This window comes from Streptomyces sp. NPDC007991 (assembly GCF_042958445.1).
In the GTDB taxonomy this organism is placed as follows: domain Bacteria; phylum Actinomycetota; class Actinomycetes; order Streptomycetales; family Streptomycetaceae; genus Streptomyces.
Map to the genome: position 1 here is coordinate 631,233 of NZ_JBIBJD010000001.1, position 15,806 is coordinate 647,038.

Here is a 15,806-nt window from a genome sequence, read left to right on the forward strand (position 1 = left end):
AAGGGCTTTCGCGAGTCTGGTGGGAGCATCTTTGCGAAATCGAGCCGAGGTCTAGAAAGCGCTTGCCGGAGGCGATACGTTCAGCCGCCAGGTCTTGTCACCGTGACGGAGGAGTTGCGAGTGAGACGTTTCAGCATCGCCGTGCTGGCGGCCGTGACGCTGAGCACCACCCTGTCCGCCCTGCCCGCCCACGCGGGCGAGGCCGGCGGACGGCCGGGCCTCGCCCACTGCGCCGACGGCGCCTGCCACTTCGACGTCCCGCCCGGCACGTACGACGTACGGGTCGTGCTCGGCGGGAAGACCGCGTCGGCCACGAGCGTCAGCGGCGAGACCCGCCGGTCCCTGCTGCCGGAGACGGCCGCACCGGCGGGCGAGCGCGTCACCCGCTCCTTCACCGTGAACGTCCGCACCCCCGAGGGCGAGCCCACCGGCCCCGACGGAACCCCCGGCCTCGACCTGCGCATCGGCGGTGCCGCCCCCGCCCTGGCCGGCATCGAGGTCACCCCCGCCCGGCACGCCCGCCAGATCTTCCTGGTCGGCGACTCCACCGTCTGCGACCAGCCCGGCGACCCGTACTCCGGCTGGGGCCAGCAACTGCCCCAGTACCTCCGCCGGGGCGTGTCCGTCGCCAACTACGCCGATTCCGGCGAGAGTACGGTCACGTATCTGGGGAACCCGCGGCTGTGGGCCACCGTACGGCCCCTGATCCGCCCCGGCGACCTGGTCCTCGTCCAGCTCGCCCACAACGACAAGACCACGGACGAGGCCACCTACCGGGCCAACCTGGAGGCCCTGGTGGCGGGCGTCCGGGAGCGGGGCGGACAGCCGGTCCTTGTCACTCCCATCGTGCGGCGCTGGTTCAACACCGACGGCACGCTGAACAACGGCACCGCGCTCCTGGTCAACGGCCTGGGCGTCGACCACCCGGCGGTCACCCGCTCCGTCGCCGCCGAGCGGGACGTCCCGCTGATCGACCTCACGGCGAAGACCAAGGCGCTCGTCGAGTCCCTGGGCGTGGAGGGTTCCAAGGCCCTCTACCTCTACAACGAGAAGCGGGACAACACGCACACCTCCGTGCGCGGTGCGACGGCCTACGCGGGCCTGGTCCGCGACGAACTCGTCACCCGGCATCTGGTGCCGAAGGGCAAGGTGCGGGTGGGATGAACCCCTGGGGCGCCCCGACCGGAACCGGGGCGCTCCAGGTCCACACCGTTCGCCTGTTCCGACCTGTCCCAGCACGAAAGAGACGCGATGCAGCTGCCTCCCGCCGACCGCACGGCCTCCTCGTTCACCGGCTACACCCGCGCCCACTGGGAGGCGGCGGCCGACGCCCTGCTCACCGCCGTCGAGCCGTACGCGACCGAGGACCGCGCGCTCTACCACCTGCCCGGCGACCGCACCAGCTGGTCGGGCCGCCTCTCCGACGGCCTGGAGGGCTACGCCCGCACGCTGCTGCTGGCCGCCTTCCGCCGCGACGAGAAGGCCCTGGAGCGCTACGCCGACGGGCTCGCCGCCGGAGTCTCGGGCGTCTGGCCCCGCATCGAGGACCGCAGCCAGCCCCTGGTGGAGGCGGCGTCGATCGCACTCGCCCTGCGGCTGACGCGGGAGCAGCTGTGGGACCGCCTGGACGACGCAGTACGCCAGCGGGCGGCCGCCTGGCTCGGCGACGCGCTCACCGCCGAGCCCTGGCCCTGCAACTGGGAGCTGTTCCCGGTCACGGTGGGCGGCTTCCTGGCGGAGATCGGCCACGAGCCGGACGCGTCCCGCGCGGCGATCGACCGCGGCCTGGAGCGCATCGAGCAGTGGTACGTGGGCGACGGCTGGTACACCGACGGCGACGGCCGCAAGTTCGACTACTACAACGGCTGGGCGATGCACCTCTACCCGGTGCTGCACGCCTGGCTGGAGCGCGACGAGCGCCTGCTGGACCTGTACGGCGCACGCCTCGAACGCCATCTCTGCGACTACGCCCGCCTGTTCGGCGGCGACGGCGCGCCCATGCACCAGGGCCGCTCCCTGACCTACCGCTTCGCGACGACGGCACCGCTGTGGCTGGGCGCGCTGACCGGCCGTACGCCGCTCTCCCCGGGCGAGACCCGGCGCCTGGCGTCCGGAGCGCTGCGCTACTTCCTCGACCGGGGCGCGGTCGACGACCGGGGCCTGCTCTCCCTGGGCTGGCACGGCCCCGACGAGTCCGTCCTGCAGGGCTACTCGGGCCCGGCCTCCCCGTACTGGGCGAGCAAGGGCTTCCTCGGCCTGCTCCTGCCGTCGGGCCACGAGGTGTGGACGGCGGCGGAGGAACCGGCCCCGGCCGAACGCGCGGACTCGGTCACCCCCGTCGGACCTCCCAACTGGCTGCTGCAGTCCACCCGTTCCGACGGGGTGGTCCGCCTGCACAATCACGGCAGCGAGGACGTCCGCTACGACCCGTACTACACGCGCCTGGCCTACTCGACCGTGACGGCTCCCTCCTCGTCGTCCTCGTCCTACGACAACAGCGTGCTGGTCGGCGGCGACCCGAGCCGCACCGGCATCGAACCGCTCGGCGCCGGCGAGGGCTGGGCGGCCTCGCGGCACACCGCGGGCGGGGGAGCCCGGGTGACGAGCGTGGTGCTGGCGCACGGGGCGGCGGAGGTGCGGGCCCATCGGGTGACGGGCGCGGAGCCCGGGACGCCGGTGCGGATCACCGGCTGGCCGGCGGGAGAGGGCCTGCGGGCCGAACTCCTGCCCGCGGCGGGCCTCGACGACACGCTCGCCGGCATCACCGGCGAGGACGCCACACTCTTCGTCGCCCTGTCCCGGCTGACGGGGGAGCCGGACCCGGTCCCGCTGGCGGAGCTGGTCTCCGTGCGGGTGGACGGGACGGGGCTGGTCGAGGTCCGCTGGAGCGACGGGGACGGGGCGCGGGTCCGGCTGGACGATGCGGGAGTGCGGGTGGCGCCGCTCACCTGACGCGCTGACCCCGCGAAACCGCCCCCGACATGGCAAAGGCAAGGAGAGAACTCTCCTTGCCACTCTCAACGTATAGCGCACAGGGGGGCTTGCCGCAAGACCCCGGTCACAGCGCAGAATCGTCGGCCTGGGCCACAACCTGCGGAAATGGGGAACGCGTCGGATGGCTGAGCACTACGTGCGGGATCTTCAGGAGATCGACGAGACGCAGGTCGCGGTCGTCGGCGGCAAGGGCGCACACCTGGGCGGGCTGTCGCGGATCGAGGGCGTCCGTGTGCCGGCCGGCTTCTGCGTGACGACGGACGCCTTCCGCCGGGTCGTGGCCGAAGCGCCGTCGATCGACGCTCTGCTCGATGAGTTGTCACGCGTGAACCCGGACGACCGGGACGCGGTCCGCACGCTCAGCGCGCGGATCCGCCGGACCATCGAGGAGATCGCCATCCCGGACGATCTCGCCGCGGCGATCACCGGCGCCCTCGCCCGGCACGGCGAACAGGCCGCCTACGCCGTCCGCTCCAGCGCGACGGCGGAGGACCTGCCGACGGCCTCCTTCGCCGGCCAGCAGGACACCTACCTGAACGTCGTGGGGCCGACGGCGGTCCTCCAGCACGTCAGCCGATGCTGGGCGTCGCTGTTCACCGAGCGGGCCGTGACCTACCGCCGGCGCGGCGGCATCGACCACCGTACGGTCCACATGGCCGTGGTCGTGCAGAAGATGGTCTTCCCGCAGGCGGCCGGCGTCCTGTTCACGGCCGACCCCGTCACGGGGAACCGGAAGGCCGCCACCGTGGACGCCGGCCTCGGCCTCGGCGAGGCCCTGGTCTCCGGCCTGGTGAACCCGGACGTCTTCACGGTGCGCGACGGCCAGGTCGTCGCCAGGACGATCGCCGTCAAAGAGCGTGCCCTGCACGCCCTGCCGGCCGGCGGTACGCGGGACGTGGCGATCGACGCGCAGCGGCAGAAGGAGCCGGCGCTGACGGATGAGCAGGTCGTGCGGCTCGTGCGGCTCGGGCGGCGGATCGAGGCGCACTTCGGCCGCCCGCAGGACATCGAATGGTGCCTGGACGGCGATGACTTCCACATCGTCCAGAGCCGGCCGATCACCACGCTGTTTCCCGTCCCCGAGACCGGAGACCAGGAGAACCACGTCTACGTCTCCGTCGGTCACCAGCAGATGATGACCGACGCCATGAAGCCCCTGGGGCTGTCCATCTGGCAGCTGACGGCCATGGCGCCGATGCACGAGGCCGGCGGGAGGCTGTTCGTCGACGTCACCCGGCGCCTGGGCCCGCCCGCGAGCCGCGCCGCCCTCCTCGACCTCGTGGGGAGAGGCGATCCGCTGGTCAGGGACGCGCTGGAGACCGTCCTCGACCGCGACGACTTCGTCCCCTCGCTCCCCGACGCGGGCCCCGGCGGCCCGCCTCCCGGGCGCGCGCCCGCTCCGATCGAGACCGATCCGGCCATCGTCACCGAGCTGATCGAGCGCAGCCAGGCGTCCATCGCCGCCCTGGAACGCGACATCCGGACGAAGACCGGGCCCGCGCTGTTCGACTTCCTGCTGGAGGCCTTCGAGGAGCACAAGCGAGTGCTCGGTGATCCGCTGAGCATGCAGGTGATCATGGCGGGCATGGAGGCCACGTGGTGGCTCAACGACAAGCTCCAGGAGTGGCTGGGCGAGAAGAACGCGGCTGACACGCTCACCCTGTCCGCCCCCGACAACATCACCTCGGAGATGGGCCTGGCGCTGCTCGACGTCGCGGACGTCATCCGCCCTCATCCTCAGGTGGTGGCGTTCCTGGAGGGCGTCGAGGACGACGGCTTCCTGGACGAGCTGGTCAAGCTCCCGGGCGGGACGGAAGCGCGCGACGCCATCGAGACCTACCTCGACCGGTACGGCATGCGCTGCGTCGGCGAGATCGACATCACGAGGCCGCGCTGGCGCGAGCGCCCCGGCACGCTCCTGCCCGTGATCCTCGACAACGTCAGGCACTTCGAGCCGGGTGCCGCCGAGCGTCGCTTCGAGGAAGGCCGGCACAAGGCGCTCAAGCAGGAACAGGACGTGCTGTCGCGCTTGCGGGCCCTGCCGGACGGGGAGCGCAAAGCCGGCGAGACCAAGCGGATGATCGACCGGGTCCGCACCTTCATCGGGTACCGGGAGTACCCGAAGTACGGCATCGTCAGCCGCTACTTCGTCTACAAGCAGGCCCTGATGACGGAGGCCGAGCGCCTCGTGCGGGCGGGTGTGCTCGACGAGGAGGAGGACATCTTCTACCTCACCTTCCGGGAACTCCACGACGTCGTGCGCTCGCACCAGGCGGACGACCGGCTCATCCGGCAGCGCAAGGACGCGTTCCGGTCGTACCAGGCGCTCACACCGCCCCGGGTGCTCACTTCGGACGGCGAGGCCGTCACCGGGGCCTACCGGCGCGACGACGTGCCGTCCGGTGCCCTCGTCGGCCTGCCGGTGTCCGCCGGGACCGTCGAGGGGCGGGCCCGCGTCATCCTCGACATCGCCGAGGCCGATCTCCAGGAGGGCGACATCCTGGTCACGACCTACACGGACCCCAGTTGGTCGCCGCTGTTCGTCTCCGTCGCGGGCCTGGTGACGGAGGTGGGCGGCCTGATGACCCACGGCGCGGTGATCGCCCGGGAGTACGGCCTGCCGGCCGTGGTGGGCGTGGACCGGGCCACCCGGCTGATCCGGGACGGGCAGCGGATCCGCGTCCACGGGACCGACGGGTACGTCGAGATCCTTTCCTGACCGGTCTGGTTAGCGTGGCCCCATGACCGTTCATCCGAAGCAGACACCGGTCGCGGGGGCCCGCTCCGCCTTCGCCGCCCTTCACCACGCCGAGGAGCCCCTCCTGCTGCCCAACGCCTGGGACTGCGCGTCCGCGCGGGCCCTGGCCGGGCAGGGGTTCGCGGCGATCGGGACGACGAGCCTGGGCGTCGCCGCGGCCGCGGGCCTGCCCGACGGCGCGGCGGCGACCCGTGCCGAGACGCTCTGGCTGGCCCGTGCCCTCGGTTCGCAGCCGTGGCTGTTGTCCGTCGACGCCGAGGGCGGCTTCAGCGACGACCCGGACGAGGTGGCGGAGTTCGCGCGCGAGCTGCACGCCGTCGGGGTCGCCGGCGTCAACCTGGAGGACGGACTCGGGCCCGCCGACCGGCACGCGGCGAAGATCGCCGCCGTCAAGGAGGCCGTCCCCGGCCTCTTCGTCAACGCCCGCACCGACACCCACTGGCTCGGCGACGGCGACGCCACGGACACCGTCGCCCGGCTCGACGCCTACCAACAGGCGGGCGCGGACGGCGTGTTCGTCCCCGGCCTCATCGACCTGCGGCAGATCGCCGCCCTGGTGCGCCATGTGCACGCACCCCTCAACGTCCTCTACTCACCGGGCGGCCCCGCCCTCACCGACCTCGCCGACGCCGGCGTACGCCGGATCAGCCTCGGCTCGCTGCTGTACCGGCGGGCGCTGGGCGCGGCCCTGGAGGCGGCGGCGGAGATCCGGGCCGGCCGGACCCCGGCGGGGCCGACACCGTCGTACGAGGACGTGGCCCACCCGGTCACACCGGAGTAGGCCGCCGCGTCAGGTGTCGAGTGCGGCGACCAGCAGCGACACGGCAGCGAGGTCCGGCAGGCTCCGCAAGCAGGCGCGGACCTGCCGGCCCGCGAACTCGCGCTGCGCCGCGGTCACCGCCGGATCGACGGCGCACTCGGCCTGCACACGGATGTAGTTCAGGTCCGTGGCGAAGAGCATCGAGAACGACTCCGGGCCGGTGACCCGGGCCCGGCCCCCGGCCTCGCGGTAGGCCCCGGCCAGACACCGGGCGGCCGCGATGTCCACCTCACCCCGGCCCGACCACACGTACAGGGCACGCGCGAACTCCCGTTCCGCCGAGACCGGCCCGGCGTTGTCCCAGTCGAGGAGAACCGGCCCGCCGGCACCGACCAGGACGTTCTGCGGCTGGAGGTCGAGGTGCGAGGTCACGAGGTCGCCGGGGTCCGAGGGCGTCACCCAGTGCGCCAGCCGGGGCGCCGACGTGGCGATGAACCGGTCCAGCTCCTGCGACCACGGCAGGCCGGCGTCCCGCACCTTCTTGAGGACGTCCTCCCAGTCGGCGTCGTCGGGACACCGCTCGTACCAGTCGTCCGGCGTCTCGACGGCGCCCTCACCGGCCCGGTGCAGCAGCGCCATGGTCCGGCCGAACCAGTCCAGGACGTCCGGGTCCGAGGCGTCCGCGCGGGTGCCGTCGACCCAGTCGTACAGCTTCACGTACGACTCGCCCGAGCCGAGCCGGGTCACGTGCGCGCCCTGCCGGTTCGGGTGGAGCCGGGGGGAGGCGATGCCCAGGTCCGCCGCGGCGTCCCGGAGCGCGGCCTCGCGGCGGACCTGCGCCTCGTCGCAGCCGAAGAGCAGCTCCTTCACGGCCCAGGACGAGCCGTGCCCGGAAAGCCTCCAGATCTGGCCCAGGGCGCCCCGCGTCACGGGCGTCATCGTCCAGGGGCCGGTGCCGAGCGAGTAGGTCTCCGCTATGGAGCCGGCTGTGTCACGCATCGGTCGTCCTCTTCTCGCGGGGCCAGTTCCGCAGCAGTAGGTGCAGGGCGTCGATCGCCCGGTCCCAGGACGCCTGTACGTCCCGGGGCGCGCCGAAGGCCCCGGTGGACTCCAGGGCGCAGTAGCCGTGGAAGGTGCTGCGCAGCAGGCGCACGGCGTCGGTGAGGTCGGGTTCCTCCAGGCCGTAGGCGCGCAGCATGCCGTAGGTGACATCGGCCGTGCGGCGCATCGCGGGGGAGTCCGCGAGGAGGTCCTTCTCGATCGGGAGCTGGGTCGCCGCGTACCGGCCGGGGTGTTCCAGGGCGTAGGCCCGGTAGGCGCCGGCGAAGGCGCCCAGGGTGTCCCGGCCGGCCGCCCGGCCCTCGACCGCCGCCGCGATCCGGTCGATCATCTCGCCGCCCGCGAGGAGGGCCAGGCGGGTGCGCAGGTCCTTCAGGCTGCGGACGTGGGTGTACAGACTCGCGTCCTTCACGCCGAAGCGGCGGGCCAGGGCGGAGAGGGTGACGTGGTCCAGGCCGGCCTCGTCGGCGAGGTCGGCCGCGGCGGCGACGAGGAGGTCGGGGGTGAGGCCGGCTCTGGGCATGAGGGAAGAGCGTAGTACGGGCTCAGCGGATCGGCGCGTAGATCACCCCCAGCTTGTCGATCTCCGCGCCCGCGCGGCCCGTGAAGCCCACGATCTGCCAGCCGGAGGGGGCCGTGAAGGTCTTCGCGTCGGACGTGGCCGTGCCGGCGGACAGGGTGCGGTTCTTGTCCGTCGTGAAGGACGCGGAGAAGATCCGGGTCCGGCCGTCCTTCTGGCCCTGCGTCAGCTTGACCGAGGTCAGGTGCTCGCCCTGGGCCAGCGTCAGCGCGGCCGGCGTGCCGCCCGTGCCGCCGTGGGTGAGGGCCGTACCGCCGTCGTGGGTCAGGGACACCGCGTCCAGGCGGGTGGCGCCGCGCAGGGTGAGGGTGCGGGGGGCGGGGTTCGCGGGCAGGTCGTCGGCGTCGCTGAAGGCCGTGCCGTGCGGGCCGCCGACGAAGTCGCTCGCGCGCAGGGACGAGTTGAGGGTGTAGGAGAAGCCGACCGTGTGCGGGAAGTGGTCGGAGAGGTGCTTGCCGTCCGAGCGGAGGAAGGCTTTCCAGTCGTTGGCGTAGCGGGTCGCGTTCAGGGTCAGCAGCTTGCTGCCCCGGTACAGGACCTTGTCCACGACCTCGCAGTCGTTCGCCGGCGCCGCCTCGTCGCAGACCAGGGCGTCACTTCCCTGCGCCGGGGCCGTACCGCCCTTCACCAGCTTCACCCACGCGTCCGTCAGGCCGTTCTCGGACAGCAGGGTGCGGATGTTGTCGCCGGTGCGGGTGTACCGCGTGTTGGTGTCGCCCATGACGATGACCGCGTTGCCGGCCGAGTTCGCCTGGATGAAGTCCGAGAGCTGCTCGACGTTGGCCCGGCGTGCGGCCAGCGCGTCGTCGGTCGTGTCGGCGTTGGTGTGGACGTTGTACAGGTCGACGAAGACACCCTCCGCGAGCCTGACCCGGGCCAGCGAAAAGCCCTTGGGTGTCAGGCAGTTGGTGCCCGTGCAGTCCTTCCACTTCACCCGCTCGAAGTCCTCGAAGGGGTGGTCCGAGAGGGTGTTGAGCCCGTCGCCGAAGGCCGCGCCACCGCTGGTCGCCGTGCGGTACGGGTGCTTGTCGTTGGCGTACAGCGAGGCGTGGTAGTTGAAGTCCTCCTGCACGTTCACGATGTCGTACGGCCCGAGCCGCTGCCCGATCAGCGGGGTGTTGGTCTCGGGGTCGCTGTCGCCGAGGCCGAGGGGCAGGCCCGCGATGTTGTACGTCAGCACGTTGAAGGAGCCGGAGTCCGCGGCGACGGCGGGCGTCGCGGAGGTCGCGGTCAGTCCGGTGAGGGTCAGGGCGGCAGCGGCGAGAGTGCCGAGGAGTCGTCTCATGGTGGGGGTGTCTCCGGTCGGGGAGGCGGAGCGGGACATGAACGATGTTCAGGTTCGATGCCAACTCGGGTGGTGCGCAAGGGACCAGAGGGAAACAGTCGAAGATGAAACGGCGGACCGGGGCTACGACCCCGCCCACGGCCGCAGCTTCTCCGGGTTGCGGACCGCCCAGATCCGGGTGACGCGCCCGTCGGAGACGTCGAACGCGGCCACCGTCATGACGACGCCGTCCCGCTGGGCCACCAGGCCCGGCACACCGCCCACCGTCCGCTCCAGGAGTTCGAGCCCCGGGGCCTTGTCGGCGATGGCGACCATGTACAGGGCGATGCGCGCGCCGCCCTCGATCGGGCGCAGGGCGGCGCCCACCATGCCGCCGCCGTCGGCGGTCATCACGGCGGCCGGGTCGAGGACGCCGACGAGAGCCGCGATGTCCTTGCTCTCCCAGGCCTCCTTGACGTGCCTCACCACGTCGGCCCGGCCGGTCGCCGGCACCGGAGCGCGCGCGGCGCCCGCCCGCCGCCGGGCCGAGGCCGCCAGCTGCTTGCAGGCCGCGGGAGTCCGGCCGAGGACGTCGGCGATCTCGGCGAACGGATAGCGGAAGACGTCGTGCAGGACGAACGCCACCCGCTCGGCGGGCGTCATCGACTCCAGCACGACGAGGAATGCCATGGACACCGACTCGTCCAGGACGATCTGGTCGGCGGGGTCCGCGGGACCGGCGCCGCCCGCCTGGTCCCACTCGGCCCGGTCGGGCAGCGGCTCGGGCAGCCACACGCCGACATAGCGTTCCCGGCGGGCCCGCGCCGAGCCGAGCAGGTCCAGGCAGATGCGGCAGGTCACCGTCGTCAGCCAGGCGCCCGGGGACCGGATCTCCTCCTGCCGGCTGCGGGGCAGCCCGTACCAGCGGGCGTAGGCATCCTGCACCGCGTCCTCGGCCTCGGTCACCGAACCGAGCAACCGGTAGGCGACATTGATCAGTTGGCGTCGCTCGCCGGCCACCCCGTCCGTGCTGTTCCCGACAGTCCCCATGCTTCCGGCCGCCCCCCTGGCCTTACCTTTCGCAAGCCCGCGTCGTCGAACCGGTGAAACCTTATCGATCGACTGCCCGAGGGCGGACAAGGGGAACTGTGACATGGCCACTCAGATGACGGCGACGGCGGACGTGCGGCGTGGCTCCTCGTTCCTGCGGATCGCGATCGCCCTGCAGACCCTGACCATCTTCCTTCAGGCGGTCTCGGCGGGGCTGCTGCTGACCGCGTCCTACGGAGAGACACTGCACAGTGCCGGAGCCCGCGTGATGTACGGGGCGTCGATGCTGTACCTGCTCGCGGCCGTACTGGCGTGGAAGCCGGGCGGCGGCTCCGCCCGGCCCGTCTGGCACGCGTCGGGTTTCCTCGTCCTCGCCTCGGTCCAGGTCGTGCTCGGTATCGCGCACGTCCCGTCGGTCCATCTCCCTCTGGGCGTCCTGATGTTCGGTCTGAGTGTGCTGGCGCTGGCCCGGCGCTGAGCTCCTGGTCCGTCAGGGGTGACGCAGCAGTTCCAGTTCCGTGCCCCAGGCGTCGAGCACAGGGGCGTGGCCGGCCCGCCGTGCCGCCTCCTCGATGTCCGCGAAGAGGGCCCGCTGGGCGGCCGGGTCGCCGTCGGCCAGGATGCGGCGGACGACCGGCAGGAGCCGGCCCGCGTCCCACCGGGGCTCGCCCAGCGGCTGCCGCTCCAGTTCCCACTGGAGGAACTTGTTGTAGGGCCGGACGCGGCGGTGCAGGGCGAAGAGCACCTCCAGCGCGTAGGGGACGGACTCGGCGGCGTCCAGGTGGCCCATGGCGGGGCGGCCGTCGCGGTAGCTCTTCAGGGAGCGGTAGGTCTGGTTGACGTACGCGTCGAGCCAGCCGTCGACGGCGGCCCGGGCCTCGGTTTCGCCCAGCGTCCGTTTCTCGTCGACGATCCGGGCGATGGTCCCGTCGAGCCGGTCGAGCAGGACCCGGGCGTGGACGTAGGAGTAGCGCGCGAAGTGGTCGGGCCTGCCGGGCATGCCACGGGTGCGGAACTCCGCCAGCGCAATGACCACGAGGTCCAGGTGGGCGGAACGGAAGCAGTCCAGGCCGGCGATCGGCGAGGTGTGGTGGTCCCTGAGGATCACGTGCAGGTCGTAGTCGGAGTGGACCGTCGGCATGCCCTCGTGGGCCCGGGAGCCGCTGAGGACCAGCCCGGCAACGCCGGGATCGGCGGCCGCCCGTGCGGTGAAAGCGGCCAGTGTGTCCTCAGGGGTGCCGCCCAAGGCGATGTGCATGGTGATGTCTCCCCGCGGAGTGTCAGCGGTACGGATCGGGTCGCGTCTGCGGTGTCCGGGACGCCGCGGGAGAGATCACTTCACGCTGCGTACGCTACCCCGTCCGCACCGCCCGCCGGTATCGTTTTCACGCTCGTGAGGGGATGGCCGGGGGAGCACGGGGGAGGCGGTATGACGCACGGGGCGGGGCGACGCGAGGACGCCGACGGCGAGGGCTTACCCGGCTCCCGTCCCCTGTGGCGGCAGCGGGACTTCGGCATCTTCTGGGCCGCGCAGACCCTCTCCGTACTGGGCGACTCCTTCGCGCTGATCGCCCTGCCCCTGCTGGTGCTCGAGGCCACCGGGTCGGTCGCGCGGATGGGTCTTCTGACGGCGGTGGGCGGGGCGGCCGCGGTCGTGGCGGCGGTGTTCGCCGGGGTCGTGGTGGACCGGGTGGACCGGCGCCGGCTGCTCATCGCCTGCGACCTCGTGCGCATGGTCCTGTACGGGGTGATCCCGCTGGTGTGGCTGTTCGGCCCGCGGATCTGGCTGCTGTACGCGGTGCTGCCGCTGTGCGAGGCCGTGGGCATGCTCTTCGCGGTCGGCTACGTCACGGTCGTGCGAGGCCTGGTCGGCACGGGCCGGCTCACCGAGGCCAACGGCAGGTTGAACGCGACGGCCGCCGCGGCAGGGGTCCTCGGACCGCTGTGCGCCGGACTGGTCGCCGCCTGGTCCGGCCCGGCGGCGGCCGTGGGCGTGGACGCGGCCAGCTTCGGGGTGTCGGCCGGGTGCCTGTACTTCGTACGGTTTTGCAAACGCGCACCGGACGAGCGCACGGACCGCGGCACCGGCCTGTGGCAGGACCTGCGCACCGGCATCGCCTTCCTCTACGGCCACCCGGTGCTGCGCTCGCTCACCGCCCTGCTGTTCGTCTTCAGCTTCCTCACGCTGGGCATCAACGACCTGGTCATCTACCACCTCAAGCACGACCTCGGCCATGACGACGGCACGGTCGGCACCGTCATGGCGGCCGGCGCGCTCGGCACCATCACCGGCGCCCTGCTGGTGGCCCGCATCCGCCGCCGCCTCGGCTTCGGGCCGACGTGGACCGGCTCGGTCGCGGTGTGCGGGTTGGCCTTCGCCGGGCTCGGCTGGGCCCGGGACGTGCCGGCCGTCGCCGCCCTGAGCGCCGCCTTCCTCGCCTGCGCCGCCGTGGGAGGCACCTGCTCGATGTCGCTCCGCCAGGAGGTGACCCCGCAGCACCTCCTGGGCCGGGTCACCTCCGCGTTCTGGACCCTGCACTACGCGGCGGCACCGGTCGGCGCGGCCGTCCTCACCTGGGCCGCGGAGGAACAGGGCACGACACCGGTCGCCCTGGCAGCCGGAGCGACCTGCGTCCTGCTCGCCGTGGCGGCCCTGTTCACCCCGGTCCGCGGGTCCGGCCGGTCACCCGTTCACCCCGCTGTAGTGCCGCAGACTCCACCGCCACAGCAGCCGGGATCCCAGGTACGCCAGCAGCCCGAGCAGCGGTGAGGCCGCCGCCAGCCAGTACGGCACACCGGTGGTGTGGCCGTGGCCCGTCAGGACCGCCGCCGGGAAGTAGGCGACGAACGCGAGCGGGAGCCCGTAGGTCAGCAAGCCGCCCACGGCCTTGGGGAGGACGTTCAGCGGGTAGCTGCCGAACGTGCCGAGGAGTTCCTCCAGCCAGCGGCCCCACTGGTCGGCGGCAGGGAAGCGCAGGGCAGCGCTGGCCACGACCGTGAACAGGGCGGCCTCCAGGAGCATGCCGCCGAGGACGGCCGCGATCAGATACGTGATGCGGCCGGACGTCCAGTCCAGGTCGCTGCGGGACAGCGCCCCCACCATCAGACCCGCCGCGACCGTCAGGTCCCCGATGGCGTTGGTGGGGAAGAACGCCAGCTGGATCTGCCGGTGGACCGGCATCGGGCGCATCAGGTAGATGTCGACCCGGCCTTCCTGGATCTGCCGGCCCGCCCAGTGCATCCGCCCCAGGAACAGCACGAACAGGCCGTGCGCCAGCATGCGCGTCGCCGGGATCAGCAGCACGTCCGAGCTGTCCCAGCCGCCCATCCCGGCGAACCGGGACAGCAGCACCGTGGCGAACACGATCACCGACACCTGCCAGATCGCCCCGATCGCGATCATCAGCAGGAACTCGGTGCGGTACTCCATCTGCGCGCGGAAGTTGAGCGCCGTGACGCGCCAGACGATCCGCAGAGCTTTCAGCGACATCTCAGCCTCCCTGCGAGATCACGCGCCGGGCGGCACGCCGCCACAGCAGCCGGGTGAACAACGCCAGCACCACGACCCACGCGGCCTGCACGGACAGCTGGAAGGCCGCGTCGGACAGCGGGATCCGCCCCACGTACAGCGACAGCGGCACGCTCAGCGTGGCCTGGAAGGGCAGGAACGCGCTCATCGTCACGAACCAGTCCGGGAAGAACCACAGCGGCGCGTACACCCCGGACAGCAGGTTCTGCGCGAACAGCAGGATGAGCATCGCGGCGGTGTTGCGGACCGTCCAGAAGCACAACTGGTCGAGCACGAGCATCACGTAGTACAGGACCCACTGGCCCAGCAGCATGCTCAAGCAGAACACCCCGGCCACCGCGGCCGAGCGGGGCGGCTCGACGACCCCCGTCGCCAGGCAGACCACGTACCCCGTCAGCGCCCACGCGAGGCCGTACAGCTGCTCGCCGGCGGCCCGCAGGGCGTAGTAGCGCTGTGGCGGCAGCGGACGCAGGTACCAGTAGACGATGGTGCCGAAGTGCATGTGCTGGAGGACCGTGTCCCGGCCCGCGTACTGGTCCAGCTCCCGCAGCCGGGACGCCAGCACGGCCAGCACGGCGTACGTGACGGCTTGGTCGCGGCTCAGCCCGGCGGTCGTGCCGGTCTGCGCGTACAGCCCGCGCCACAGCGACCAGACCAGCACCACCTGAACGGCCAGCCGGAGCGCGACGGCGGTCATCCGGGGCGGGGCGTTCAGCTCGCCGAGCGGGGTGACACGGGCGGCGCGCCAGGCGTGCAGCACGGCCATGTCAGACCTCCCCGACGTGCACGTACGCGGCCCGCATCACGTCCTCCAGGTCCGCCTCGTCCAGGGCGATGTCCGTGACCTCGAAGCGCTCGATCACGGCCTTCAGCGCCTGGTGGACGGTGGGCGCGTCCGCCCCGTCGGGGCCGAAGACGACCTGCGCGCCGGTGTGCCGCAGCAGCGTGATGCCCGGCGGCGGGACGACCTCGGCGTGCGGGTCGGCGAGCGTGGCCCGCACCTGCCACGTCGAGCCGAACTTCCGGCGGATCTCGTCGAGGGTGCCGTCCAGGACCAGCCGGCCGTGGTTGACCAGCACCACCCGCTCGGCGAGGCGCTCGACCTCCGTCATGTCGTGCGTGGTCAGCAGGACCGTACGGCCACGCTGTTCGACCTGGTGGCGCAGGAACTCCCGCACCTGCTCCTTGACCACCACGTCCATGCCGATCGTCGGCTCGTCCAGGAACACCACCGGCGGGTCGTGCAGCAGGGCGGCGGCCAGATCGCTGCGCACCCGCTGGCCGAGGGAGAGATGGCGGACCCGGGTGTCCCAGAAGGACGACAGCTCCAGGATCTCGTCGAACTCCTTCAGCCGGGCGGCGTGTTCGGCCTTCGGCACCTCGTAGATGTCCCGCAGGATCGCGAACGACTCGCGCACCGGCAGGTCCCACCACAGCTGGGTGCGCTGCCCGAACACCGCGCCGATGTTACGGGCGTTGCGCTCCCGCTCCTGGTAGGGCACCACGCCCGCGACCCGGGCCTCACCGGACGTCGGCGTGAGGATGCCGGTCAGGATCTTGATGGTGGTGGACTTGCCGGCGCCGTTCGGGCCGAGCAGGGCGAGGAGTTCGCCCGGGGCCACGTCGAAGCTGATGTCGGCGACGGCGTGCTTGGCCACGCGCTCCGGGTTGACCAGTGATCTGACGGCGCCCAGGAAACCGGGGCGGCGGACGGTGGTGTGGAACGTGCGGGTCAGCCCGCGGACCTCTATGGCGACATTCAACCGACCCACCGACTTTCTCATGGTGCAAACAGTCGCGGCCGGTCGGCTT

Annotated in this window: 14 protein-coding genes; 6 read left to right on the plus strand and 8 right to left on the minus strand. The window is 72.2% G+C overall.

Annotation, left to right across the window (positions count from 1 at the left end):
* Positions 1 to 120 precede the first annotated feature (120 nt).
* From ACFZDA_RS02675 to ACFZDA_RS02690, 4 genes are all read left to right on the plus strand, one after another.
* Positions 121 to 1,164: a GDSL-type esterase/lipase family protein gene (locus tag ACFZDA_RS02675; protein WP_391073747.1), complete on the plus strand. Its 1,044-nt coding sequence runs from the start codon at positions 121 to 123 to the stop codon at positions 1,162 to 1,164.
* Positions 1,165 to 1,251: 87 nt separating this feature from the next.
* On the plus strand, positions 1,252 to 2,952 hold the full coding sequence (locus ACFZDA_RS02680; protein ID WP_391073749.1) for a DUF2264 domain-containing protein: 1,701 nt from the start codon (positions 1,252 to 1,254) through the stop codon (positions 2,950 to 2,952).
* Between the two features lie 163 nt (positions 2,953 to 3,115).
* Positions 3,116 to 5,713 (plus strand): rifamycin-inactivating phosphotransferase, encoded by a 2,598-nt coding sequence (gene rph, locus ACFZDA_RS02685; protein ID WP_391073752.1) that lies wholly within the window; start codon positions 3,116 to 3,118, stop codon positions 5,711 to 5,713.
* Positions 5,714 to 5,735: 22 nt separating this feature from the next.
* On the plus strand, positions 5,736 to 6,533 hold the full coding sequence (locus ACFZDA_RS02690; protein ID WP_391073756.1) for an isocitrate lyase/phosphoenolpyruvate mutase family protein: 798 nt from the start codon (positions 5,736 to 5,738) through the stop codon (positions 6,531 to 6,533).
* A 9-nt stretch (positions 6,534 to 6,542) separates the two neighbouring features.
* Here ACFZDA_RS02690 and ACFZDA_RS02695 read toward each other — a convergent pair whose 3' ends face one another.
* The 4 genes from ACFZDA_RS02695 to sigJ all read right to left on the minus strand — a co-directional run bounded on the left by ACFZDA_RS02695 (position 6,543) and on the right by sigJ (position 10,465).
* Complete coding sequence (locus tag ACFZDA_RS02695) at positions 6,543 to 7,511, minus strand: aminoglycoside phosphotransferase family protein (RefSeq protein WP_391073759.1); 969 nt, start codon at positions 7,509 to 7,511, stop codon at positions 6,543 to 6,545.
* The gene (locus tag ACFZDA_RS02700; RefSeq protein WP_391073761.1) at positions 7,504 to 8,094 is read right to left on the minus strand and encodes a WHG domain-containing protein; all 591 of its coding nucleotides are present in this window, start codon (positions 8,092 to 8,094) and stop codon (positions 7,504 to 7,506) included. The genes ACFZDA_RS02695 and ACFZDA_RS02700 overlap by 8 nt, the downstream gene beginning before the upstream one ends.
* Before the next feature lie 22 nt (positions 8,095 to 8,116).
* Positions 8,117 to 9,436: a jacalin-like lectin gene (locus tag ACFZDA_RS02705; RefSeq protein ID WP_391073764.1), complete on the minus strand. Its 1,320-nt coding sequence runs from the start codon at positions 9,434 to 9,436 to the stop codon at positions 8,117 to 8,119.
* A gap of 123 nt (positions 9,437 to 9,559) precedes the next feature.
* Complete coding sequence (sigJ, locus tag ACFZDA_RS02710) at positions 9,560 to 10,465, minus strand: RNA polymerase sigma factor SigJ (protein ID WP_391073767.1); 906 nt, start codon at positions 10,463 to 10,465, stop codon at positions 9,560 to 9,562.
* Between the two features lie 103 nt (positions 10,466 to 10,568).
* Between sigJ and ACFZDA_RS02715 the strand changes: the two genes are divergently transcribed.
* Complete coding sequence (locus tag ACFZDA_RS02715) at positions 10,569 to 10,943, plus strand: hypothetical protein (protein WP_391073770.1); 375 nt, start codon at positions 10,569 to 10,571, stop codon at positions 10,941 to 10,943.
* A 12-nt stretch (positions 10,944 to 10,955) separates the two neighbouring features.
* Here ACFZDA_RS02715 and ACFZDA_RS02720 read toward each other — a convergent pair whose 3' ends face one another.
* Positions 10,956 to 11,723 carry a hypothetical protein gene (locus ACFZDA_RS02720; protein WP_391073772.1) on the minus strand — a complete coding sequence of 256 codons (768 nt, stop codon included), beginning with the start codon at positions 11,721 to 11,723 and terminating at the stop codon, positions 10,956 to 10,958.
* Between the two features lie 171 nt (positions 11,724 to 11,894).
* Between ACFZDA_RS02720 and ACFZDA_RS02725 the strand changes: the two genes are divergently transcribed.
* Entirely contained in the window at positions 11,895 to 13,235 is a 1,341-nt protein-coding gene (locus tag ACFZDA_RS02725; protein ID WP_391073774.1) for an MFS transporter, read from the plus strand.
* On the opposite strand, the gene ACFZDA_RS02730 is transcribed toward ACFZDA_RS02725, so the two are convergent.
* From ACFZDA_RS02730 to ACFZDA_RS02740, 3 genes are read right to left on the minus strand one after another with little or no spacing between them, the layout of a single operon-like run.
* Positions 13,149 to 13,955, minus strand: coding sequence for an ABC-2 family transporter protein (locus ACFZDA_RS02730; RefSeq protein WP_391073777.1), 807 nt, complete (start codon positions 13,953 to 13,955; stop codon positions 13,149 to 13,151). The two genes, ACFZDA_RS02725 and ACFZDA_RS02730, sit on opposite strands and share 87 nt — an antisense overlap.
* A 1-nt stretch (position 13,956) precedes the next feature.
* Positions 13,957 to 14,760, minus strand: a complete 804-nt coding sequence (locus tag ACFZDA_RS02735; protein ID WP_391073780.1) for an ABC-2 family transporter protein — start codon at positions 14,758 to 14,760, stop codon at positions 13,957 to 13,959.
* Between the two features lies 1 nt (position 14,761).
* Positions 14,762 to 15,778, minus strand: a complete 1,017-nt coding sequence (locus ACFZDA_RS02740) for an ATP-binding cassette domain-containing protein (protein WP_391073783.1) — start codon at positions 15,776 to 15,778, stop codon at positions 14,762 to 14,764.
* Positions 15,779 to 15,806 lie beyond the last annotated feature (28 nt).

Coding starts and splice junctions, on each gene's coding strand:
- ACFZDA_RS02680 (WP_391073749.1), top strand. CDS start 1,252: ATGCAGCTGCCTCCCGCCGACCGCACGGCCTCCTCGTTCACCGGCTAC.
- rph (WP_391073752.1), top strand. CDS start 3,116: ATGGCTGAGCACTACGTGCGGGATCTTCAGGAGATCGACGAGACGCAG.
- ACFZDA_RS02690 (WP_391073756.1), top strand. CDS start 5,736: ATGACCGTTCATCCGAAGCAGACACCGGTCGCGGGGGCCCGCTCCGCC.
- ACFZDA_RS02695 (WP_391073759.1), bottom strand. CDS start 7,511: ATGCGTGACACAGCCGGCTCCATAGCGGAGACCTACTCGCTCGGCACC.
- ACFZDA_RS02700 (WP_391073761.1), bottom strand. CDS start 8,094: ATGCCCAGAGCCGGCCTCACCCCCGACCTCCTCGTCGCCGCCGCGGCC.
- ACFZDA_RS02705 (WP_391073764.1), bottom strand. CDS start 9,436: ATGAGACGACTCCTCGGCACTCTCGCCGCTGCCGCCCTGACCCTCACC.
- sigJ (WP_391073767.1), bottom strand. CDS start 10,465: ATGGGGACTGTCGGGAACAGCACGGACGGGGTGGCCGGCGAGCGACGC.
- ACFZDA_RS02715 (WP_391073770.1), top strand. CDS start 10,569: ATGGCCACTCAGATGACGGCGACGGCGGACGTGCGGCGTGGCTCCTCG.
- ACFZDA_RS02720 (WP_391073772.1), bottom strand. CDS start 11,723: ATGCACATCGCCTTGGGCGGCACCCCTGAGGACACACTGGCCGCTTTC.
- ACFZDA_RS02725 (WP_391073774.1), top strand. CDS start 11,895: ATGACGCACGGGGCGGGGCGACGCGAGGACGCCGACGGCGAGGGCTTA.
- ACFZDA_RS02730 (WP_391073777.1), bottom strand. CDS start 13,955: ATGTCGCTGAAAGCTCTGCGGATCGTCTGGCGCGTCACGGCGCTCAAC.
- ACFZDA_RS02735 (WP_391073780.1), bottom strand. CDS start 14,760: ATGGCCGTGCTGCACGCCTGGCGCGCCGCCCGTGTCACCCCGCTCGGC.
- ACFZDA_RS02740 (WP_391073783.1), bottom strand. CDS start 15,778: ATGAGAAAGTCGGTGGGTCGGTTGAATGTCGCCATAGAGGTCCGCGGG.